Raw genomic sequence first — 21,893 nt, 5'->3', positions numbered from 1 at the left:
CGATGGGCGACTGCCGACTCGGACCCCGGTCTATCACGACACGCCGGTCCACCTAGGGGTTGATCGCCAGCTCCAGATAGGCCGCGAAGATCACCAGGTGGACGCCGCCCTGGAGCGGTGTGGCCCGTCCCGGCACCACGGTCAGCGAGGTGACCACCACGGTGAGCAGGAGCATCAGCATGTGGGTGGAGCCGAGGCCGAGGACCAGCGGCCCGGGCAGCCACAGCGAGGCCAGCGCGACGGCCGGGATGGTCAGGCCGATGCTGGCCATCGCGGAGCCCAGCGCGAGGTTGAGGCTGGTCTGCACCCGGTCGCGCCGGGCGGAGCGCAGCGCGGCGATGGTCTCGGGCAGCAGCACGAGCAGGGCGATGATCACACCGACGACCGCGTGGTGCAGACCGGCGGCCTCCACCGCGGACTCGACGGTGGGCGACACGCCCTTGGCCAGTCCGACCACACCGACCAGGGCCATGCCCAGCAGGCCCAGGCTGATCCAGGCGGTGCGGGCGGACGGTGCCGCCGCGTGGTCCTCGGAGGTGATCACCTCTCCCTGCCGGGTGATCGGCAGGAAGTAGTCGCGGTGCCGCACGGTCTGGGTGGCCACGAACAGGCCGTACAGGACGAGCGAGGAGATCGCGGCGAAGGTGAGCTGCACTCCGGAGAACTGCGGCCCCGGCTGGCTGGTGGTGAACGTGGGGAGCACCAGGCTGAGCGTGGCCAGGGTCGCCACCGTGGCGAGGGCGGCGCCGGTGCCCTCGGCGTTGAAGACGGCCGTGCCGTGGCGCAGGGAGCCGACCAGCAGGCTCATGCCGACCACGCCGTTGCAGGTGATCATCACCGCCGCGAACACCGTGTCCCTGGCGAGCGTCGAGGACTTGTCGCCGCCGTCCGCCATCAAGGTCACGATGAGCGCGACCTCGATGACGGTGACAGCGATCGCGAGGACCAGGGAGCCGAAGGGTTCGCCGACGCGGTGGGCGACCACCTCCGCGTGGTGCACCGCGGCCAGGACCGAGCCGGCGAGGACCAGGGTGACCAGGCCGACGAGCGTGCCGGGCAGGGAACGCCCCCAGGTGAGGATCAGCAGGACGACGGCGAGCAGCGGCACGATGATCGTCCACGCCGCCACGAGTCCCCTGAGCCGCGTGATCATGCTGCGATCGTCGCAGAGTCCGGAGACGTTCGCATGCGCGATCAGGGGGCGGGTCCGCTCCCCCGCGCGCTCAGACATCGGCCCGGCCCTTCGCCGCGACCTCGTGGCGCTCCTGGCCCTCCTGGCGCTCCTCCTGTGCCTGCGTCCGCCGCGCCTCCTGCGCGGTCTGCTTCCTGGCGGCCAGCAGGCTGGTGACGGTGGTGACGGCGAGAACCGCGCAGATCACGCCGAGGGAGACCGGGATGCTGATCTCGGGGACCTGCGCACCGGACTCGTGCAGCGCGTGCAGCACCAGCTTGACGCCGATGAAGCCGAGGATCACCGACAGGCCGTAGGACAGGTGGACCAGCTTCTCGAGCAGGCCGCCTATCAGGAAGTACAGCTGCCGGAGGCCCATCAGCGCGAAGGCGTTGGCGGTGAAGACGATGTACGGGTCCTGGGTGAGGCCGAAGATCGCGGGGATCGAGTCGAGGGCGAACAGGATGTCGGTGGTGCCGATCGCGAGCATCACGACCAGCATCGGCGTCATCACACGCTTGCCGTTCTGCCGGATCCACAGCCGGGTGCCGTGGTAGCGGTCGGTCACGCCGAAGCGGCGCTCGGCGGCCTTGAGCAGCTTGTTCTCCTCGAAGTCCGCTTCCTCGTCCCCGCCGGAGCGGGCCTCCTGGACGAGTTTCCAGGCGGTCCAGATCAGGAAGGCGCCGAAGAGGAAGAACACCCACGAGAAGCTCGCGATGATCGCGGCTCCGGCGGCGATGAACCCGGCCCGCAGGACCAGGGCTATGAGGACGCCGATCATCAGCACCCGTCGCTGGTACTGCGACGGCACGGCGAACTTGGCCATGATCAGGACGAAGACGAAGAGGTTGTCGACGCTCAGCGACTTCTCGGTGATGAAGCCGGCGAAGAACTCGCCGGCCGGCCGGCCGCCGCCGAAGACGAGCAGGCCGAGCCCGAAGAGGCCGGCCAGGGCGACCCAGACGGCCGTCCAGATCCCGGCTTCCTTGATCGACACGTCATGGGGTTTGCGGCCGATGAAGAAGTCGACGGCGATCAGCACGGCGAGGCCGACGATGGTCAGGGCCCACAGGGACAACGAGACATTCACAGGACAAAACGGTACCGGAATGACCAAGGAATGGTAAAGAGATAGGTAAAGAAAAGTATAAAACCGCAGGTCAGAGTGGGTTTACGATTCCTTGGGAAGGGGTGGTGCGGGGCGCGTGTCCCGCCTCAGTGGTTCCCGTCGCGACGGGCCGTCGCGACCTCGGTGAGCACCAGCTGAAGCACCTGGCTCCCCGGCGGCACCACCGGCGGTTCGTACGTCCAGGCGTGTCCGACCCAGGGGTCGGCCAGGTGGTCGTCGGGCACCGGAGTGAGTCGCATCAGCGAACGCCACAGCGGGTCGAGCAACGGACCGTAGGCGGCGGCGTCCTCGCGGTCGGCGACCATCATCAGGTGGACGCCGACGGCCGGGCCCTCGTCGGCGAGGTAGCGCAACTGGGTCACGGCGCGGTCGTCGAAGCCGTGCGGGAAGTCGTTGACGATCAGCAGCTGTTCGGCCGCGTCGAAGCCGGGCGGCAGTGCGTCCGGCGCGCCCCCGCGCACGGCCATCTGCACCAGGTCGACCCGCTGGGTGAGCCGGCTCAGGACGTCAGCGACCCCGGCGGCACCGGCCGCGGGCGGCCCCGCGAGCACGCCCGTGTGCGCCAGGGGCGCGAGTGCCCGCGCACCGGATCCCGCCGGGTCGATGACATGGACGCCGAACTCGCGCGGCGGGTGGATGGCGATCAGCCGGGCCGCGTGCGCCACGGCCGCCTCCATCGCCAGGAGGCGCCGTTCGCCCGCGTCGTCGAAGGAGTCGTCGGGGGAGGCCCAGCGGCCGCTGTCGATCCACAGGCCGCGTTCCAGCGGCAGCCGGATCAGCATGGGGATGCGCAGGGACGGGTCCTCGGGCAGGTGGAGGTCGCCGAGGCGTATCGCCATGGGGATCTCCATCGGCACGCGGTAGCCGTGCCAGACCGGGTTGTCCCAGCGGGCGTACGCCGGCGGCAGGGCCGGCTCGACGATCTCGGACTCGTCGGTGAGCTGGGCCAGGTCTCTGTCCAGCACCGCTCTGGCCTGGTCGACGAGCTGCGCGTGCTTGGCGCGGGCCGCCTCCCGGGCGGCATCGCCCTGACCTCCGATGCGGCTGCGCGGGTCGGACAGGGCCTGGTCCAGCTCCTTGTCCATGCGCGAGTCGGCGAAGTCGACGGCGCTGCGATAGGCGGCCGTGGTGCGAGCCAGGTCCTCGAACATCCCCCAGACCTGGTTGTAGAGCCGCTCCTCCATCGACCATCCGGTCGCATCCCCCGCGACGGGCCGCGCGGGCTGCCCGTCGTGGCCGGGAGGCGCGGCCGGCGGCGCGGCGGGGTGTCCGGGCGGAGGCGCGGGCTGTCCGGAAGGGTCCGGGGGTGCGGGCTGTCCAGACGGAACCGGTGCTGCGGGCCCGCGCCGCGGATGCCGGTAGTCGATGGTTCCCCCCGTGGATGCCGGGGGCGGTGATCCGGCCGCGGGTGTCCCGCCTCCGGATCCCCCCGGAGCCGCCGGCTGCGGCGCCGACGGTCCGGCGGCCCCGGAGGCCTGTCCCGCGTGGGAAGAACCCTCGTGGGTGGAAAGGGAAGCCGTCGGGCCCGGCCGGGGCGGCGCCGGGGCCTGGCGGGAGCGGGCGTCATCCGTCGTACGGGCGTCATCGGTCGTGCGGGGCGGAGGCACCGCCACCGAGCGGGCCAGCCCCCGGGCCACCGCCTCCTCGGCGGCGGCGGCCAGTTCACGGGACTCGGTCAGCCCCAGGTCGGCGAGGAGTTCGGTGAGTCCGCCCGCGTAGCCCTGGCCGACGGCGCGCACTTTCCAGGCGCCCTGGCGGCGGTACAGCTCCACGGCGATCACGGCGGACTCGGCGTCCAGGCCGGTGACCGTGTAGCTGACGAGCTCGGTGCCGTCGAGGCCGGTGACCGCGACGAAGGGTGCGGCTACCGTACCGAACCGGGTCGGGCCCCCGCCCGCGGCGGGCAGGGCCAGCAGCACGTCGACGCGGTGCACCGCTTCGGGCATGGCACCCAGGTCGACGGCGAGCCGATGGTCGGCGGCGGCCTGGCGGGAGACCTCCAGACCAGGCAGGACGGGAGCGCCGGGGTGCACCACCCACTCGGCGCCCCGCGCCCTGCCGCTGTCGTCGCTGAGCGCGGCCGCCGCCACGACCGGCCGGCCGGCCGAGATCCGGATCTCCAGGCGAACCTCGGAGAGCGGGTGGTTCTGCCCCCGCACCAACTCGGCCGTCATCGCCTTCGTCCCCCTGGTGTCATGTGCTGTCGTGCGCCGCTCACCGGGCCGCCCGGCAGTCAGAACCGTGCGGACAGTCCGAACACCCCGGACAGTCCGGACCGTACGGACGCTTCTACAGGTGCGGCAGGATCGCCGGCATCAGGTCCTGGAAGGTGCGGCCGTTGGCGGGGACGCCAAGGGCCGTCATCGTCCAGGCGCCGTTCACTCGGTGGACCTTCGCCATGATCTGGGCGGTGTAGTCGCCACCGCCCGCGAGGGTGTAGCGGGCGAGCTCCTGGCCGTTGGTCTCGTCGACCAGACGGCAGAAGGCGTTCTGCACTTCCTGGAAGGTCTGGCCCGTGAAGGAGTTCACGGTGAAGACGATCTGGTCGATGTGGACCGGGACGCGCTGAAGGTCGACCAGGATCGACTCGTCGTCGCCGCCCTGACCCGCGCCGCCGACCAGGTTGTCGCCGGTGTGGCGCACCGAGCCGTCGTCGCTCACCAGGTGGCGGAAGAAGACGACGTCGACCGGCTGCTTCTCGGCGAAGAGCACGGCGGAGGCGTCGAGGTCGATCTCGCGCGTACGTGAGCCGAACAGTCCCCGGCGCGGGGCCGCCTGCCAGCCGAGACCCATACGGACCGCGGTCAGGCTGCCCCCGTCGTTCTTCTGCAGACTGATGGCCTGACCCTTGGTCAAGTTGACGGTCACGGCTGATTCCCCTCTCGAACTACGCCCCAGTCGCCGCCGTTCCGCGGCTGCCAAGAACCCTACGCAGAGGCAGTGACATCACCGCACACGGGTCCGCACTTTGTGTCGGTCTTGCAACACAGCGCAGTCGGTCAGGACAGCCCCGCCTCGCGCATCTGGCGCAGCTCCTTCTTCATCTCCGAGACCTCGTCGCGCAACCGGGCCGCGACCTCGAACTGGAGGTCGGCGGCGGCCGCGCGCATCCGCTCCGTCATCTGTTCGATCTGCTCGGCGAGTTCGGCGGCGGGACGGTCGGTGGGCACCGTCTCCTTCGCCTTGCCCCTCGCGGATTTCGCGGACTTCGCCGGCTTGGCGGCACCGGCGGCCCCGGCTCCGTCGCCGCGGGCGGGCACGGGACTCTTCGCGCCCTTGCCGTCCTTCCCCTTGCGGTACCCGGTGCCGAGCAGTTGCTCGGTGTCGACCTCCTCGCGGGCGATCTGCGCGACGATGTCGTTGATCTTCTTGCGCAGCGGCTGCGGGTCGATGCCGTTCGCCTTGTTGTACGCGATCTGCTTCTCCCGGCGGCGGTTGGTCTCGTCGATGGCCTTCTCCATCGCCGGGGTGATCTTGTCGGCGTACATGTGGACCTGGCCGGAGACGTTGCGCGCGGCGCGGCCGATGGTCTGGATCAGCGAGGTGCCCGAGCGCAGGAAGCCTTCCTTGTCGGCGTCGAGGATCGCCACCAGGGACACCTCGGGCAGGTCGAGGCCCTCACGCAGCAGGTTGATGCCGACCAGGACGTCGAACTCGCCGCTGCGCAGCTCGCGCAGCAGCTCGACCCGGCGCAGGGTGTCGACGTCGCTGTGCAGGTAGCGCACCTGGATGCCGAGCTCCAGGAAGTAGTCCGTCAGATCCTCGGCCATCTTCTTGGTCAGCGTGGTGACCAGGACGCGTTCGTCCTTCTCCACGCGCCCGCGAATCTCGTGCACCAGGTCGTCGATCTGGCCCTCGGTGGGCTTGACGACGACTTGCGGGTCGACCAGGCCGGTGGGGCGGATGATCTGCTCGACCTGACCGTCCGAGCGGGACAGCTCGTAGGTGCCCGGCGTCGCCGACAGGTACACCGTCTGGCCGATTCGTTCCTGGAACTCCTCCCACTTCAGCGGACGGTTGTCCAGGGCGGACGGCAGTCGGAAGCCGTGCTCGACGAGGGTGCGCTTGCGGGAGGCGTCGCCCTCGTACATCGCGCCGATCTGGGGCACGGTGACGTGCGACTCGTCGATGACGAGCAGGAAGTCGTCCGGGAAGTAGTCGAGCAGGGTGTTGGGCGGAGTGCCGGGCGCGCGGTCGTCGAAGTGCATCGAGTAGTTCTCCACGCCGGAGCAGGTACCGATCTGGCGGAGCATCTCGATGTCGTAGGTGGTGCGCATCCGCAGCCGCTGCGCCTCCAGCAGCTTGCCCTGCTTCTCCAGCTCGGCCAGGCGCTCCTCGAGCTCCTTCTCGATGCCCCTGATCGCCCGCTCCATGCGCTCGGGGCCGGCGATGTAGTGCGAGGCCGGGAAGACGTACAGCTGCTGGTCGTCGCTGATGATCTCGCCGGTGAGGGGGTGCAGCGTCGACAGCGCCTCGATCTCGTCGCCGAACATCTCGATGCGGACGGCCAGCTCCTCGTAGACCGGGAAGATCTCGATGGTGTCGCCGCGCACCCGGAAGGTGCCGCGGGCGAAGGCCATGTCGTTGCGCGTGTACTGGATGTCCACGAAGCGGCGCAGCAGCTCGTCGCGATCGATCTCGTCGCCGACCCGGAGGGGGACCATGCGGTCCACGTACTCCTGCGGGGTGCCCAGGCCGTAGATGCAGGAGACGGAGGCGACCACGACGACGTCGCGGCGGGTGATCAGCGAGTTGGTCGCCGAGTGGCGCAGGCGCTCGACCTCCTCGTTGATCGAGGAGTCCTTCTCGATGTAGGTGTCCGACTGCGGGACGTAGGCCTCGGGCTGGTAGTAGTCGTAGTACGAGACGAAGTATTCGACCGCGTTGTTCGGCAGCAGTTCGCGGAACTCGTTGGCCAGTTGGGCGGCGAGCGTCTTGTTCGGCGCCATGACGAGGGTCGGGCGCTGAAGCTTCTCGATCATCCAGGCGGTCGTGGCGGACTTGCCGGTGCCGGTGGCGCCGAGCAGGACGACGTCCGGCTCCCCCGCCCCGATGCGCCGGGCGAGTTCGGCGATGGCCTGCGGCTGGTCGCCGCTGGGCTGGTAGGGGCTGACGACCTCGAAGGGCGCCACCGTGCGTTCGATGTGAGAGACGGGCCGCATGACATCCACCGTACGACCCGCCACTGACAACGGGTCCGGATCAGCGGCTCTGCGGAGCGCGGGAGCGTTCGTGGACCGTCTCGAGGTCGGGGCCGAGGTGGGCGCGGGCCGGTGGGCGACGGGCGGAGTGGGCGACGAGCTCGCGGGCCGGGACGCCCGGCTTGTCCTCGACCGGGGTCCAGCCGGACGTGCCCGTGATCATCAGCGGATCGAACAGTACGACGGCGCCGGCGAGCAGCAGGAAGAGGAGCGGGCCGATCAGCATCGGCGTGAGCAGGGCCGCCGGCGACTCGCCGGTGCCGACGCCGCCGGTGTCGTGCAGGTGGACGCTGAGCGCGGCCATGCCCGTGTAGTGCATGCCGACGACGGCGAGTCCCATGACGACGCTGGCGCCGACGCTCCAGAGGAATCCCTTCGCCCGGCCGGCCGCCCAGAGGGCCGCGGTCGCCGCGACGACGGCGATCACCACGGAGGCCGCGACGGTGAGGGTGTTGTACTCGAGCGTGCCGTCGAGCCGCATCCCGGCCATGCCCAGGTAGTGCATGCTGGCGGCGCCGAGGCCGGTGATCGTGCCGCCGGTGAACAGGGCGGAGCCGGTCGCGCCGCGGTAGCCCACGATGAAGATCCCGATCCCCGCCATGACGACGGCGACGGCCAGGCTCGCGTACGTCGTCGGCCGGTCGTAGCCGATCGACGCCTCTTCGACGGTGAAGCCGGTCATCGCGACGAAGTGCATGGTCCAGATGCCCGCGCCGATCGCGGCCGAACCGAGGGCGAGCCAGCCGGGGCGCCAGGAACGGGCGACGAGGAGGGCGCGCGTGGTGCAGCGCAGGCCGAGGGCCCCGCCGAGGCAGGCCATGAGACAGGCCACCACGGGGGTGACGAGCCCGTAGCTGAATCCGTCGACGGTGCCGTGCATGCGCGGTTGCCCTTCCGCCCTCTTGAAGTCCCGGAAATCGTGAATCCCCCCGTCCCAGGACTGCCACGCGAGTCAAGGTTGACGCTGAGAGTATGACTGCCGCCGGAATGGCCGAACGACTTTCCGGCAAAGAAGCACGGCCTCGTCGCAGATGTGCGGCACCCGTGAGCGGGCCGGACCGGCTCCGCGGCGGTCCGTGGCTCCACCCGTAGCCCTTCTGCGAGCGACTCGTTGACTCTGTGCTGTCACGCTTGAGCTGTCCGTGATCACTCGTCGCGAGGAGTACGTATGCACACGCGCGCAGTCGGCACCCTGGCCACCGCTCTTGCGGCGGCCAGCGCCCTGTTCCTGCCCGTCTCACAAACGCGGGCCGCCGACGCACAGCGCCCGCAGCCCGTGGTCGTCGCACAGCGGCCACAGCCTGTGATCGTCGCACACCGGGGCGCCTCCTCCCACGCTCCGGAGAACACGCTGCCCGCCGTCGACAGGGCGGCGGCGCTCGGCTTCTCCTGGGTGGAGAACGACGTCCAGCGCACCAAGGACGGCGAACTCGTGGTCGTCCACGACACCACCCTGAAGCGGACCACCAACGTCGAGCGGATCTTTCCCGGCCGGGCCCCGTGGAAGGTGAAGGACTTCACCGCCGCCGAGATCGCCCGTCTGGACGCGGGCAGCTGGTTCTCCCTCGCGTTCGCGGGCACGCGCGTACCGACGCTCGACCAGTACCTGCGCCGGATCGAACACAACCACGAGAAGCTGCTCCTGGAGATCAAGAACCCCGAGTTGTACCCGGGTATCGAGGCACAGACCCTCAAGGTGCTCGCCAACGACGGCTGGCTCGACCACCGGCACCTGGCGGACCGGCTGATCGTGCAGAGCTTCAGCGCCGACAGCGTGCGGGCCGTGCACCGGCTGAAGCCCGCCGTCCGCACTGCCTACCTCGGCCGCCCGGACACGGCGGAGCTGCGCCGGTACGCGACCTTCGTGGACCTGATCAACCCCTCCTACCCCACACTGTCGGCGGACTACGTGGCGGCCGCCCACGCGCACCGGGGGCCGCACGGCGCTCCCCTGCGTGTTTTCGCCTGGACGGTGGACGACGCCTCCGGCGCCCGGACCGTCGCCGGCTACGGCGTGGACGGTGTCATCACGAACAAGCCGGACGTGGTGCGCGCGGTGCTCAAGACTGTCTGAGTCCGCGACGGCGCAGGTCAGAGGGTGTTGTCAGTGGCGGGCCGTACCGTAATCGCATGGACAGCCACGAGCAGGACGAGCAGCGGGTCGTGTGGGCCGTCGTCGATACCGGCATCGGCCCCCTGCTGCTGGCCGCGACCCCCGAGGGCCTGGTCAACGTCGTCTTCCACGCCACCGACGCGATACGGGAGCGCGCGCTGGACAGGCTGGCGTCCCGACTGGGCACCGAGCCGGTCGAGGCGCCCGGCTCCCCGCTGCTCGCGGAGGCGATACGCCAGGTGCGGGCGTACTTCGCGGGCGAGCGGCAGGACTTCGAGCTGCCGCTGGACTGGTCGCTGATCTCCGGCTTCAACCGGCAGGTGCTGCGCGAACTGGCATCGGGAGTGCCGTACGGCACGGTCGTCGGATACGGCGATCTGGCCGACCGGGTGGGGCAGCCGGGTGCCGCCCAGGCGGTGGGCGCGGCAATGGGCGCCAATCCGCTGCCGGTGATCGTGCCGTGCCATCGGGTCGTAGAGAGCGACGGGGGCATCGGCGGCTTCGGCGGCGGCCTGGAGGCCAAGCGCAGGCTGCTCGCTCTGGAAGGCGTGCTGCCCGAACCACTGTTCTGAGGCACCCGGCACGAGACGCGCTGCTCGAAGTGGCATGGCGTGTTGTCGTCGTGCGTTCCCGGCTGATGCCGTGTGGTACGGGTCGTGAGGGTTTGACCCGGTGCGGCACCCGCCAGAGATGAGGGAGAGCGCGACAGACGGGAGACAGGCACATGCTGCTGGTGTCCGAAGAGGTGCGGGAGGCGCTGGCCGCGCGCCGTCCCGTGGTGGCCCTGGAGTCCACGATCATCGCCCATGGGCTGCCGCGCCCGCGCAACCTCCAGGTGGCGCTGGAACTGGAGGACGCGGTGCGGCAGGAGGGTGCTGTGCCCGCGACCATCGCGGTGCTGGACGGCCACCCTCAAGTCGGCCTGGACAAGGGGCAGCTGGAACGGGTCGCGAACGAGGAGGGGATGCGCAAGCTCGGCCACCGTGACCTGCCGCTCGCGATGGCCGCGGGGGCGAGCGGGGCGACCACGGTGTCGGCGACGGCGCTGCTGGCCTCGCTGGCGGGCATCCGCGTGTTCGCCACGGGCGGGCTCGGCGGAGTGCACCGGCAGTGGACCCGGACGCAGGACGAGTCCGCCGACCTGGGACTGCTGGCGCGCACGCGCATCACGGTCGTGTGCGCGGGCGTCAAGTCGATCCTGGACGTGCCGGCGACGTTGCAGCGGCTGGAGACGCTGGGCGTCGCTGTGGCCGGGTACGGCACGGACCGCTTCCCCGGCTTCTACCTGTCCGACTCGGGTCATCCGGTGGACTGGACGCTGCGGACGCCGGAGGACGTGGCCGAGGTCATGCGGGCGCAGAACGCGCTGCGGGCACCGGAGTCGGCGCTGATCGTCGCGAACCCCGTGCCACGACAGGAGCAGTTGGACCCCGAACTGCACGCGCGTGTGCTCACCGACGCGCTGCACGCGTGCGCGGAGCAGGGCGTCACGGGGCAGGCGGTCACCCCGTTCCTGCTCGACCACCTGGTGCGGCACACCGACGGTGCCTCGCTGCGCGCCAACCTGGCGGCGGTGCGCGGCAACGTACGGCTGGCGGCGCGGATCGCGGCGGCGTGGGCCCTGCGGTGACGGCCGGCGGGGCGCTGCTGGTGGTCGGGGACGTCGTGACGGACGTGGTCGTACGGCATCGCGGGCCCCTGGCCACCGGCACCGACACCTCCGCCGCGGTCCGGATGCTGCCCGGCGGGGCGGGGGCCAACGTGGCCTGCTGGGCGGCCCACAGCGGGTGCCGGGAGGTCCGGCTGCTGGGGCGGGTGGGCGCGGAGTCGGCGGTCTGGCACGAACGGGCGCTGGCCGCCTCGGGGGTGCGCCCCCACCTGGTGGTCGATTCCGGGGCCCCGACCGGGACGGTGGTCTGCCTCGTCGACTCGTCGGCGGCGGCCGAGCGCACGTTCCTCACGGACAGCGGGGCGTCGCTGCGTCTGGAGGCGGGTGACTGGTCCGACGCGCTGCTCGACGGAGTGGCCCGGCTGCATCTGTCGGGCTACCTGCTGTTCTCCGGTACGGGCCGGGCGGTGGTGGCGAGCGCCGTCGCGGCGGCCCGCGCGCGTGGTGTGCCGGTGAGCCTGGATCCCGCGTCGGCCGGATTCCTTGTCGCCCTGGGCGTGGACCGGTTCCTCGCGCTCATCGAGGGCGTGGACGTGCTGCTGCCCAGCCGCGACGAGGCCTGCCTGCTGACAGGTCTGCACGACCCGGCGGACGCGGCGGCCGAGTTGAGCCGCCGTGTACCGCTGGTGGTCGTGAAACAGGGCTCTGCCGGGGCACGGGTGGCGCACACCGGCGCCGTCCGCGTCCACGTACCCGCGGTACCGGCCACCCCACGGGACACCACCGGCGCGGGCGATGCCTTCACCGGCGCCTTCCTCGCCGCCCTGCTGGCCGGCGCCACCCCCGAGACGGCGGCGTCCCGGGGCTGCGCGGCGGGCGCGCTCGCGGTGGCACGGGTGGGCGGGCGGCCTCCACAAGCCCGGTGAGCCTCCGAGACCCCGCGAACGTTCCGGTCGGCGGCCCAGAGGTACCGCGGCCGGCGGCCCGGAGTACTACGGCTTGGTACCCCACGCGGAGATCATCGGCGCGGTGGCCAGATCCATGGTGCCGGAGGCCACGTGGGTCAGGTGCTGGTCGATCTCCTCGTCGGTGGCCAGGCCCGCGGCGACGAGCCGGGCGCGGATCTGCCGGACCGTGGCGGACTCCAGGGCGGTGCAGGCCGGCGAGGTGACCGGGAAGTAGGCGTCGGCCTCCACCCGGTGCAGACCGGCCTCGCGCAGCAGGCGCGGGAGTCTGCGACCGTAGGACAGGTCGGCGCCCCGGTCGGCCAGCAGACGGCGGAAGCCGTGGCGCAGCCGGTTGGCCAGTTCCTCCGCGGGGCCGTGTTCGTCCGGGCAGAGCAGGGGCTGGAGGGCGGGGTCGGCGTCCTCCAGCAGCAGCCGTCCGCCGGGGCGCAGCGCCTTGATCATGGACCGCAGCGCCCGTTCCCGGTCCGGCACGTGGACCAGGACGAGTCGGGCGTGCACGAGGTCGAAGCCCTCCCCCGGCGGCTCCTCGGCGCCCACGTCGTGGACCCTGACCTCCACCGGCGGGTGGGCGGCACCGGCGACCAGCGAGGTGTCGATGTCGGTCGCCACGACCGTGCCCGTGGGGCCGACCCGCCGGGCCAGCCAGGACACGACGGAGGTGCCGCCGGCACCGACCTCCCAGCAGCGCCACCCGGGTCCGACGCCGAGTCCTTCGAGGTGGCGGAACGTCGTGGGGTCGAAGAGGGTCGCGAAGGCGTCGAAACGCTCACCCGCCTCGGTCTGCCGGTTCTCGAGCAGATACCGGTCCCCGTCCGGGCCCTGCTGCCGCCCCTCGTCCCGGCCGTCGCCCCGGCTCTTCTCCCGGCCCTCCGCGGGGCCCTCCTGCGGACCCTTCTGCGGGCCGTCCTTGCCCTGGTAGGTGTCCGCGCCCGAATGCCCGCCCGGATGCTCGTCGCTGTGCGTCATACCGGGATCATCCCAGCCTCCTCCGGCGCCCGCCGCGCCCGTCCACAGGCGGGAACAAAGCGGAATGTGCGGTTTCCACAGGCTTACCCGGCGCTCGCGCGAGCCTGGCAAACTGGCTCGACCAGGCGGCAAGAAGTGCACGCGAGGAGATCCGGATGTCCATGGCGGGGAATCTGCGGAAGGTGGCTCGGCTGGCGCGAGGGCGGCGCCGGGTCGACCTGAGCCACCCTGCCCGGTCCCCGCTGGGCTCCTCCGTGGTGAACTGCGTGGCCTACCAGGACGGCGAGCGGCTCCCGGAGGCCGGCGATCTGGTGGAGGCCGTGACGCGGGTGCGCAAGGCCCGTGACGGCTTCGTCTGGCTGGGACTGCACGAGCCGACGGACGAGGAGTTCGCGGGCATCGCAGACCTCTTCGACCTGCATCCGCTGGCGGTGGAGGACACGGTCAAGGCGCATCAGCGCCCGAAGGTGGAGCGGTACGGCCAGACGCTGTTCGCGGTGTTCAAGACGGTCTACTACCTCGAGCACGAGAAGCTGACGGCGACGAGCGAGGTGGTGAGCACCGGCGAGATCATGGTGTTCACCGGGCAGGACTTCGTGATCACCGTGCGGCACGGCCGGCACGGCTCGCTCGGTCCGCTGCGCGAGGAGCTGGAGTCCGCTCCGGGCCAGCTCGCCAAGGGGCCGGCGGCGGTGCTGCACGCGATCGCGGACCACGTGGTCGACGGCTACCTGGGGGTCACCGACTCGTTCCAGCAGGACATCGACGAGGTGGAGACCGCGGTGTTCGCGGAGGACGGCGCGCGGGTCGATCCGGGGCGGATCTACCAGCTCAAGCGGGAGTTGCTGGAGCTGAAGCGGGCCGTCGTGCCGCTGAGCCGCCCGCTGGAGGAGCTCTCCGCCCGGCCGATGCGGGTGATCGACCCGGAGATACAGGCGTACTTCCGGGACGTCCTCGACCATCAGACCCGGGCCAAGGAGCATATAGCCGCCTTCGACGAACTGCTGAACTCGATTCTTCAGGCCCACCTCGCGCAGGTGACGGTGGCGCAGAACGAGGACATGCGCAAGATCACGGCATGGGCCGCGGTGATCGCGGTGCCGACCATGGTGTGCGGGGTGTACGGCATGAACTTCGAGGTGATGCCGGAACTCGACTGGCGGTTCGGCTATCCGCTGGTCATCTGCCTGATATCGACCGTGTGCGTGTCGCTGTACCGCGGCTTCCGCCGCAACGGCTGGCTCTGAACGGTCGGCCCGCCCCGGGAACCCGGTAGGGCGGGCACCCACAGCCGCGGTGATCGGGGACGCTGGGCTCAGCCGCTCCAGGCCGGGTGCCGGGGGTCGTCGGCGCGCACCAGGACGTCGGCGGTGCGGGCCGGCTCGGTCTCGGTGTCGTAGCGCTCGAAGGCGGGCAGCGTCCAGTGCTCCGTCTCCGGGGTGCGGCGGCGCAGGGCGCCCGGGGAGAGGAGGACGTGGACGGTCAGGTCGAAGGGGAACCAGTGACGCAGCAGGAGGGGGCCGTGCAGCAACAACAGGGCACCGGGCGGGAGTTGGACGTAGGCGCTGCGGGTGGCGCGGTCGGTGAGCGGGTCCCACAGGTCGGGCAGGACGCGGCCGTCACCGCCGGGTTCGAGCGGGCCGAAGACCTCGCGCCACAGGGCGCCGGTGTCGAGCCAGCCGTTGTAGTAGGACTCCTCGTCCCGGTGACCGTGTTCCAGGCGGAGGGAGGCCGGGCGCAGGAAACCCTCGGTGCTCACGACCAGCGCGGGGCGGCCGAGCGGCCGCAGTGCCTCGGCGACGCGGTGGGCCAGGTCGCCCGGGAGCGCGGCGGGGGCGCCGTCGAAGGCGACGCGAGGCCAGGGACTGCCGTCGGCGGGCTTCAGGTCGAGCAGGCGCTCGGCGAGCAGGTCGCCGAGCCGTTCCCAGGTGATCGCTTGGAGTCGCACACGGCCCATGATGCGCCAGGGCGGGAGCGGGGTGCGGCGTGCGGCGGGAGGCGGGAGCGGGAGTGGGAGTCGGAGGCGAGAGTGGGAGTGGGAGGAGCGGCCGGGCGGCGCTTGGGAAAGTACGTCGTATGGCCCCGCGTATGGCTCCAGGTATGGCTCCCCTTCCGGTCACCCGGCCCTCCGACGGCCTCCTCGTCGTCCAGCCGTTGCGACGCAAGCGCTGCTCCGTGTGCCGACGCAGCCCGCTCCCGCTGCTCGTACTCGAGGAGGAAATGCCGCGCTGCCTGGACTGCGCCGACCTCGGGCACCTGGTCTTCCTGCCGCGCGGCGACACCGCGCTGACCCGTCGGTCGCGACAGGAGAGCGCGCTGTCGGCGGTGGTGGTGCGGTTCAACCGGCGCAGGAGCCGGTACGAGCGGCAGGGCGTCCTCGTCGAGGAGGCGGCGCTCGCCCGCGCGGAGCTGCGGTGCCTGGCCGACGCCGAGGCCCGGCGCCGTCGCCGGGCCCGCGACGCGCGGCGGCGGGCGGCCGAGGACATACGCTTCGCGGACGCGTTCACGGCGGAGATCCTGCGGCTCTTTCCTGCCTGCCCGCCGGACCGCGCGAGCGCCATCGCCGGGCACGCCTCCCTGCGCGGCAGCGGACGGGTCGGCCGCAGCGCGTCGGGCCGCGCCCTGTCCGAGACCGCGGTCACCTCGGCGGTCGCGGCGTCCGTACGCCACCTGGACACGCCGTACGACCGGCTGCTGATGAGCGGGGTGGCACGGCCCGAGGCCCGGCGGCGGATCAGGGCCGACGTGGACTCGGTGCTGAGGGCCTGGCGAGAGAAGGAACCGCACGGGTAGCACCCGCCCGGGCCGGCAGCTCCCCACGTACCGGTATCCGGCGCCCCGTGCACCGCCACCCGGCCCCGGGCGCACCGCTCCACGGACGTATCCGGCTCCACGCGCGTGTACCGCTCCGCGGACGTACCCCGTTCCGCGCGCACCGCGCGAGGGACATCACAAGGGGACGTACCGGGCCCTGCGTCTGCTGCGCGCCGGACGTATCGTGGCCGGAAAGAGGTGGTGCCCGAGGCAAGGGGGACGGCCATGGCCGATCCCAAGGGTTTCATGACCACACCCCGCCAGGAGTGGCCCCGCAGGCCGGTCGAGGAGCGGGTGCGGGACTGGCACGAGGTGTACGTGCCGGGCGGGTTGCTCCCGATCATCAGCAAGCAGGCCGACCGGTGCATGGACTGCGGGGTGCCGTTCTGCCACGAGGCCTGTCCGCTGGGCAATCTGATCCCCGAGTGGAACGACCTGGTGTCCCGGGAGGACTGGCGGGCGGCCGCCGACCGGCTGCACGCGACGAACAACTTCCCGGAGTTCACCGGGCGGTTGTGCCCGGCGCCGTGCGAGGCGGGGTGCGTGCTGGCGATCAACCAGCCGGCGGTCACCATCAAGAACGTCGAGTGCGCGATCGCCGACCGGTCCTGGGAGGAGGGGTTCACCCCGCCGCGCCCGCCGGACCGGCTGTCCGGGCGGACCGTCGCGGTGATCGGGTCAGGGCCGACCGGGCTCGCCGCGGCCCAGCAGCTGACCCGCGCGGGACACACGGTCGCCCTGTACGAGCGGGACGACCGGCTCGGCGGGCTGATGCGGTACGGCATCCCCGCGTTCAAGATGGAGAAGCAGCATCTGGAACGGCGGTTGGAGCAGATGCTGGCCGAGGGGACGAAGTTCCGTGCGTCGACGGAGGTCGGGCGGGACGTCGGGGCCGGGGAGCTGCGGGCGCGCTACGACGCCGTGGTGATCGCCACGGGCGCCACGGCCTGGCGTGAACTACCGGTGCCAGGACGCGAGTTGACCGGTATCCACCAGGCGATGGTGTATCTGCCGCTGGCCAACCGGGTGTGTGAGGGCGACTTGGAGGCCTCCCCGGTGTCCGCGGCCGGACGGCACGTCGTGATCGTCGGCGGCGGGGACACGGGCGCCGACTGCCTGGGCACGGCGGTGCGGCAGGGCGCCGCGTCCGTGACGCAGCTGGACATCTACGCCCAGCCGGGCGCGGAGCGGGACGAGGACATCGAGCCGTGGCCGACCTACCCGAAGATCTACCGGTTGTCGCCCGCGCACCAGGAGGCGGGCGACCTGGGCACGGCGCCGGTCGCGGACGCCGACGCGCGGCTGTTCGCCGCGTCGACGCTGCACTTCACCGGTGACGCCGACGGGCGCGTGCGTGAGCTGCACCTGGTGGAGGTGGACGCGGAGCGGCGCCCCATGCCGGGCAGCGAGCGCACGATCCCGGCCGATCTGGTGCTGCTCGCGCTGGGTTTCTCCGGCCCGTCCCAGGAGGACGGCCTCATCGACCAGTTGGGCCTGCGACTCACCGACCGGGGCACGATAGCCCGTGACCCCGCCTTCGCGACCAACGTCCCCGGCGTGTTCGCCGCCGGGGACGCCGCCCGTGGCCAGTCGCTGATCGTCTGGGCCATCGCCGAGGGCCGCGCGGTCGCCGCGGCCGTGGACCACCATCTGACGGGCGTCTGGAGCCTCCCGTCCCCGATCGGTCCGTACGACCGTCCGATGCGGGTGTGACGCCGACGGCGCCCCACCTGGCCGGCGGGGCGCCGCGAACATCACTGCGTCATGGCTTCACGGCGCCATGCCGTCACCACGTCACGGCTTGCGCGCCACCGCCCCGTAGCCCGGGATGACTCCGTCGTCCTGGCCCGGGATCGGTTCGCCCAGTTCCGGGTGCCACTTGTGGACGACCTCCACGCCGGGATCGACGAGTTCCAGGCCGTCGAAGAAGCGGGTGAACTCCTCGCGGGAACGGAGAGCGAGAGTGACGCCCCCGGCCTTCAGCTTGGCCGTGGCCGCCTCCGACTCCTCCGGGGTGAAGTCGGAGGTGGCGTGGGTCATCATCAGGTAACTGCCGGAGGGCAGTTCGGCGAGAAGCCGGGCGACCAGGTCATGGGCGCCGTCCTCGTCGGTGATGAAGTGGAGCAGCGCTATCAGGGAGAGCGCCACGGGCCGGCTGAAGTCCAGGACCTTCCCGGCGCCCTCCAGGATCGTGGCGGGGTCGCGGACGTCGGCCTGCACGTACTCGGTGATGCCCTCCGGCGCGCTGCGCAGCAGGGCCGCCGCGTGGGCCAGCACGATCGGATCGTTGTCGCAGTAGACGACCCGCGCGTCGGGCGCGACCGACTGAGCGACCTGGTGCAGGTTCGGCTCGGTCGGTATGCCGGTGCCGATGTCCAGGAACTGCCGTACGCCCTGACCGGCCAGCCACCGCGTCGCCCGGTGCATGAACGCGCGGTTGACCTTGGCCATCACCGGCACCCGCGGCTCGAGTGCCAGCATCTGCCGGCCCAGTTCCTCGTCGACCGGGTAGTTGTCCTTGCCGCCGAGGTACCAGTCGTACATCCGCGCGGGATGCGGCTTGCTGGTGTCGATCTCGGTCATACGGCACCTCGTAAGCGTCTGAAGTAAGCAATGGTCATGATCAAGTGATTACCAAGATTAGGGAGTTGAGACAGCCAACAGACAGGGGTCGTTCAGGTCAGAAGGAAGTCCGCCTCTCCGGCCTTCGCGCCCTCGATGAACGCCGTCATCTCGTCGGTCGTGTAGATGAGCGCCGGTCCTTCCGGGTCGGTCGACTGACGGACCGCGATCCGGCCGTCGTCCAGCTTCATGGCCTCCAGGCAGTTGCCTCCGTTGCCCCCGCTCCACGGCTTGTGCCAGCCCTCGCTGCCGAGTTCGCCGGCGGGCATGCCGTTGTAGATCCCGCGGCGCAGCCGCGGCTTGGGCTGGGACGTGATGCGTTCCATTCACAGCTCCTTGCGGAAATCCCGGAGGATCTCCTTCGTGCGATGTGCAGTAGCGGCCTGCGCCGCCATGCGGTCCATGACCTCGAGGTGGCTCGCCACCTCCTCACGCGCGTCCAGGTAGACCGCGCCGGTCAGGTACTCGCTGTAAACCATGTCCGGCAGTTCGGGCACGGCGAATCGGAACAGCACGAAGGGTCCGTACGTGCCGGCGTGCGGCCCCGCGGAGAACGGGGCGACCTGCAACGTCACGTTGGGCAGCTTCGCGGCCTCCAGCAGCCGGTCGATCTGAGCACGCATCACCTCGGGACCGCCGACCTGGCGGCGCAGCGCGGTCTCGTCCATCACCACCCAGAACCTGGGGGCGTCCGGACGGGTCAGCAGATCCTGGCGTTGCATGCGCAGCGCGACATGGCGCTCTATGTCCTCGGGGCTGGTCTGGCCGACGGCGCCGGACTTGAGCACCCCGCGCGCGTAGTCCTCGGTCTGGAGCAGTCCCGGGACGAAGTGCGGCTCGTAGGACCGGATGAGCGCGGCGGCACCCTCCAGGCTGACGTGCATCGAGAACCAGCCCGGCAGGATGTCGTGGAACCGCTGCCACCAGCCCGGCTGGTTGGCGTCCTCGGCCAGCCGCATGAAGGCCTCGGCCTCCTCCTCGGAGACGCCGTACGCCTTCAGCAGCAGCTGGAGGTACGGGATCTTGAGGGCGACCTCGGCCATTTCCATGCGCCGCACGGTGGCGGGGGCCACGTGCAGGACGCGGGCGGCCTCCTCACGCTTGAGCCCCGCGCTCTCCCGCAGGTCCCACAGGCGCCTGCCGAGCACGACCTGCCCGACGGTCGGCGCGGACCGCGGCTCGCTCACACTCCACCTCCACTGACCCAGGAGCGAACTGTACGGACGGACGTGAGGATTCCGGAGGTTCCGTAAGGAATCCCGCACGACCCACGGCAATCACTCGAAGGCCTGTTCGAAAGTCCGGGGATCCGGTGGCCTCAACTGGTGCCGTTCGACGTGCTGTTGCGAGCAGTGTGCCATGGCGCCTGAGCGCGACTCCAACACTCTGCACTTTCCAGAGTGACACTTGCCAAGTGTTCACGGCGGGGAGATAGTGGCAAGCGTGATTCCGTCTCCGCCCTTAGGAACAGACGCCGCCGCAAGCCTGCTGAGCCACGGCGCCAGTACGGGAGCGGGCCCCGGCGGGGCCGTTGCCGAGCGTCGGTTCCGTTTCGAACTGGCCGCGCATCCCGGTTCCCCCGCGCAGGCCAGGCGCCTGACCCGGACCTGGCTGACCGGCTGGTCCGTGTGCGAGGACACCTGCGACGCGGCGGCCCTGGTCGTCTCCGAGCTGGTCACCAACGCCATCGTCCACACGGCCAGCAGGCAGATCGTGTGCGAGCTGCACGACGGGGACGAGCTGGTGCGCATAGCCGTGCGGGACGAGGGGTGCGCGCCGGGCGAGCCGCAGCCGTCGCCGCGGCAGCCCGAGGAGGAGCACGGGAGGGGACTGCTCCTCGTCGACGCCGTATGCCTGGCCTGGGGAGCCCAGGAACAGGGCACCGGCCTGGTGGTCTGGGCGGATCTGCCGCGCCGTTCCGCGCCCGTCCGGGGCGACCTGGGCTGGGGCGCCCGCCCCAAGCCGGCTCCCGCCCGCGACACGGGCGACAAGAACGGTCCGCAGGCACATGGGCACGGGCCGGGGCAGGGGCAGGAACAGGGGCACGGCCACGCACACCGGCAGACCCACCGGCAGGCACATCACGAAACGGGGACCGCATGGCTGTGACCGGCGCCGGCTCCTTGGGCGGCTCAGGCCAGTCGCTCAACCTGGACACGCTCGTACGTCTGGGACGCGGTCTGCGCACCCACGGCGCACCCCGGCGGCTGTCCGTGCCGGAGGGCATGACCGCCCCCTTGGGCTGCGACGCGGTCGCGGTCCCCGCCCACCTCGGTCCGCAGCTGATGCCCCGGCTGCCCCGCGTCGGCTGCGTCTACGCCGACCGCGCGCACTGGTGGTGGGTCGTCCCCGCGGACTCGGACTACGCCCTGCGCTGGCCCGCTCCCGCCCACTACTCCCCGGGCGCGGCGCTCCCCGCCTCGCCGACGGCGCCCTTCCTCGTCCACCGCCCGGCGGGCACGATCCCCTACACCCCGCCGATCCCCCTCTATCTGGCCCTGTGCCGGATCACCGGGACGACCCCGGCCTGGTCGAGCCCCGTCAGCGCGTAACCGACCGGACTGATCCGGTCGACGGCCACGGGGGACGAGGGACTGATCCGGTCGAGGTCGACACCTGCCGGGTCACGCCGCGGCGTCACCGCCGGAGTCTCCGCCGCGGACGATCACCAGGAACGTGTCTGTCGCGAGGTCCATGACAACCTCGGCGGGCAGGCCTTCCAGACGCCGCGCATGCGCGAACTCCTCCGCCGGCCACGACCCGCGCGGACCACCGGCGGGAAAGCGCTCGAGCACCGTTCGCCCGTTCACCCTGCACCTCCACGTTCACTGCTGTACTTGCAGATTTAAACGCCTGGCAGGGGGAGAACGCCTCTCCTGGTGACCCTACTGAGACGTACGTGACACCAGCCCCACCCCAAAGGTGCGTCCCACCTCACACTTCCGGCCGACACGAGCACCGTCCGCACCGATCCGCCCACAACCCGTGTTCGACCCTCGCGCCGCGCGCGGAAGCGGGCGCTCCGTGACCCACGACGCGGGTCACGGGACCGCCCGGGAACTGCTGGGCCTGGCGCTGGAACGCGCCGCCAGGGGACGCCTGCGCCCCGCGATCGGCGCCACCTACCCGCCGGGGCAGGCCGCACCGCAGTGCGAACCTCAAGTCGACCCCCTCCACACCTACTTGGCGTGGAGTTGTCGTGAGCACGATCTCTGCATTCCGTTCCGCAAGCGTTCAACTCGGCGTCCCCGCAGGCGTCGTGTGTCGTCCCTACGGTCCTTGAGGGCTGCGAAGGAAGGG

21 protein-coding genes are annotated in these 21,893 nt (G+C 71.4%); 9 read left to right on the top strand and 12 right to left on the bottom strand.

Annotated elements, in window-relative coordinates; translation table 11 throughout:
- Positions 1-52: 52 nt before the first annotated feature.
- The 6 genes from ACIHCX_RS03985 to ACIHCX_RS03960 form a co-directional block, all read right to left on the bottom strand.
- Positions 53-1,153: a calcium:proton antiporter gene (locus ACIHCX_RS03985; RefSeq protein ID WP_400026605.1), complete on the bottom strand. Its 1,101-nt coding sequence runs from the start codon at positions 1,151-1,153 to the stop codon at positions 53-55.
- A gap of 70 nt (positions 1,154-1,223) precedes the next feature.
- A complete protein-coding gene (locus ACIHCX_RS03980) occupies positions 1,224-2,261 on the bottom strand; it encodes a TerC family protein (protein WP_400026291.1) in 1,038 nt (345 codons plus the stop codon).
- 125 nt (positions 2,262-2,386) lie between these two features.
- Entirely contained in the window at positions 2,387-4,474 is a 2,088-nt protein-coding gene (locus tag ACIHCX_RS03975; protein WP_400026290.1) for a TerD family protein, read from the bottom strand.
- 115 nt (positions 4,475-4,589) lie between these two features.
- Complete coding sequence (locus tag ACIHCX_RS03970; RefSeq protein WP_400026289.1) at positions 4,590-5,168, bottom strand: TerD family protein; 579 nt, start codon at positions 5,166-5,168, stop codon at positions 4,590-4,592.
- A 131-nt stretch (positions 5,169-5,299) separates the two neighbouring features.
- Positions 5,300-7,462 (bottom strand): excinuclease ABC subunit UvrB, encoded by a 2,163-nt coding sequence (gene uvrB / locus ACIHCX_RS03965; protein WP_400026287.1) that lies wholly within the window; start codon positions 7,460-7,462, stop codon positions 5,300-5,302.
- A gap of 40 nt (positions 7,463-7,502) precedes the next feature.
- Positions 7,503-8,381, bottom strand: a complete 879-nt coding sequence (locus ACIHCX_RS03960; protein WP_400026285.1) for an MHYT domain-containing protein — start codon at positions 8,379-8,381, stop codon at positions 7,503-7,505.
- Between the two features lie 288 nt (positions 8,382-8,669).
- On the opposite strand from ACIHCX_RS03960, the gene ACIHCX_RS03955 reads away from it, so the two are divergent.
- The 4 genes from ACIHCX_RS03955 to ACIHCX_RS03940 all read left to right on the top strand — a co-directional run bounded on the left by ACIHCX_RS03955 (position 8,670) and on the right by ACIHCX_RS03940 (position 12,149).
- The gene (locus ACIHCX_RS03955; RefSeq protein WP_400026284.1) at positions 8,670-9,575 is read left to right on the top strand and encodes a glycerophosphodiester phosphodiesterase; all 906 of its coding nucleotides are present in this window, start codon (positions 8,670-8,672) and stop codon (positions 9,573-9,575) included.
- Between the two features lie 56 nt (positions 9,576-9,631).
- Positions 9,632-10,186: a methylated-DNA--[protein]-cysteine S-methyltransferase gene (locus tag ACIHCX_RS03950; RefSeq protein WP_400026283.1), complete on the top strand. Its 555-nt coding sequence runs from the start codon at positions 9,632-9,634 to the stop codon at positions 10,184-10,186.
- Between the two features lie 152 nt (positions 10,187-10,338).
- Positions 10,339-11,244 (top strand): pseudouridine-5'-phosphate glycosidase, encoded by a 906-nt coding sequence (locus ACIHCX_RS03945; protein WP_400026282.1) that lies wholly within the window; start codon positions 10,339-10,341, stop codon positions 11,242-11,244.
- Positions 11,229-12,149 carry a carbohydrate kinase family protein gene (locus ACIHCX_RS03940; protein ID WP_400026281.1) on the top strand — a complete coding sequence of 307 codons (921 nt, stop codon included), beginning with the start codon at positions 11,229-11,231 and terminating at the stop codon, positions 12,147-12,149. The genes ACIHCX_RS03945 and ACIHCX_RS03940 overlap by 16 nt, the downstream gene beginning before the upstream one ends.
- 66 nt (positions 12,150-12,215) lie before the next feature.
- Here ACIHCX_RS03940 and ACIHCX_RS03935 read toward each other — a convergent pair whose 3' ends face one another.
- Positions 12,216-13,157, bottom strand: a complete 942-nt coding sequence (locus ACIHCX_RS03935; protein WP_400026280.1) for a methyltransferase domain-containing protein — start codon at positions 13,155-13,157, stop codon at positions 12,216-12,218.
- A gap of 155 nt (positions 13,158-13,312) precedes the next feature.
- Between ACIHCX_RS03935 and ACIHCX_RS03930 the strand changes: the two genes are divergently transcribed.
- The gene (locus ACIHCX_RS03930) at positions 13,313-14,404 is read left to right on the top strand and encodes a magnesium and cobalt transport protein CorA (RefSeq protein WP_400026278.1); all 1,092 of its coding nucleotides are present in this window, start codon (positions 13,313-13,315) and stop codon (positions 14,402-14,404) included.
- 68 nt (positions 14,405-14,472) lie between these two features.
- Here ACIHCX_RS03930 and ACIHCX_RS03925 read toward each other — a convergent pair whose 3' ends face one another.
- Positions 14,473-15,114 (bottom strand): uridine kinase, encoded by a 642-nt coding sequence (locus tag ACIHCX_RS03925; RefSeq protein WP_400026277.1) that lies wholly within the window; start codon positions 15,112-15,114, stop codon positions 14,473-14,475.
- 143 nt (positions 15,115-15,257) lie between these two features.
- Here ACIHCX_RS03925 and ACIHCX_RS03920 point away from each other — a divergent pair, with 143 nt between their 5' ends.
- Both ACIHCX_RS03920 and ACIHCX_RS03915 read left to right on the top strand, forming a co-directional pair.
- A complete protein-coding gene (locus ACIHCX_RS03920) occupies positions 15,258-15,950 on the top strand; it encodes a DUF2293 domain-containing protein (protein WP_400026275.1) in 693 nt (230 codons plus the stop codon).
- A gap of 246 nt (positions 15,951-16,196) precedes the next feature.
- Entirely contained in the window at positions 16,197-17,684 is a 1,488-nt protein-coding gene (locus tag ACIHCX_RS03915) for a glutamate synthase subunit beta (protein ID WP_400026274.1), read from the top strand.
- 81 nt (positions 17,685-17,765) lie between these two features.
- On the opposite strand, the gene ACIHCX_RS03910 is transcribed toward ACIHCX_RS03915, so the two are convergent.
- The 3 genes from ACIHCX_RS03910 to ACIHCX_RS03900 all read right to left on the bottom strand — a co-directional run bounded on the left by ACIHCX_RS03910 (position 17,766) and on the right by ACIHCX_RS03900 (position 19,780).
- Positions 17,766-18,554 (bottom strand): SAM-dependent methyltransferase, encoded by a 789-nt coding sequence (locus ACIHCX_RS03910; RefSeq protein ID WP_400026272.1) that lies wholly within the window; start codon positions 18,552-18,554, stop codon positions 17,766-17,768.
- Between the two features lie 92 nt (positions 18,555-18,646).
- On the bottom strand, positions 18,647-18,919 hold the full coding sequence (locus ACIHCX_RS03905) for a DUF397 domain-containing protein (RefSeq protein WP_400026271.1): 273 nt from the start codon (positions 18,917-18,919) through the stop codon (positions 18,647-18,649).
- A complete protein-coding gene (locus tag ACIHCX_RS03900) occupies positions 18,920-19,780 on the bottom strand; it encodes a helix-turn-helix domain-containing protein (RefSeq protein ID WP_400026269.1) in 861 nt (286 codons plus the stop codon).
- A 256-nt stretch (positions 19,781-20,036) separates the two neighbouring features.
- Between ACIHCX_RS03900 and ACIHCX_RS03895 the strand changes: the two genes are divergently transcribed.
- Positions 20,037-20,702: an ATP-binding protein gene (locus ACIHCX_RS03895; protein ID WP_400026267.1), complete on the top strand. Its 666-nt coding sequence runs from the start codon at positions 20,037-20,039 to the stop codon at positions 20,700-20,702.
- Positions 20,693-21,145: a hypothetical protein gene (locus ACIHCX_RS03890; protein WP_400026266.1), complete on the top strand. Its 453-nt coding sequence runs from the start codon at positions 20,693-20,695 to the stop codon at positions 21,143-21,145. The genes ACIHCX_RS03895 and ACIHCX_RS03890 overlap by 10 nt, the downstream gene beginning before the upstream one ends.
- Positions 21,146-21,217: 72 nt before the next feature.
- On the opposite strand, the gene ACIHCX_RS03885 is transcribed toward ACIHCX_RS03890, so the two are convergent.
- Positions 21,218-21,403 carry a hypothetical protein gene (locus ACIHCX_RS03885; RefSeq protein ID WP_400026265.1) on the bottom strand — a complete coding sequence of 62 codons (186 nt, stop codon included), beginning with the start codon at positions 21,401-21,403 and terminating at the stop codon, positions 21,218-21,220.
- Positions 21,404-21,893: the final 490 nt, after the last annotated feature.

It is taken from the genome of Streptomyces sp. NPDC052043 (assembly GCF_044548235.1).
Classification (GTDB): Bacteria; Actinomycetota; Actinomycetes; order Streptomycetales; family Streptomycetaceae; genus Streptomyces.
The sequence above is the reverse complement of the archived record's forward strand: the minus strand, read 5'-3'. Positions and strand labels throughout refer to the sequence as shown.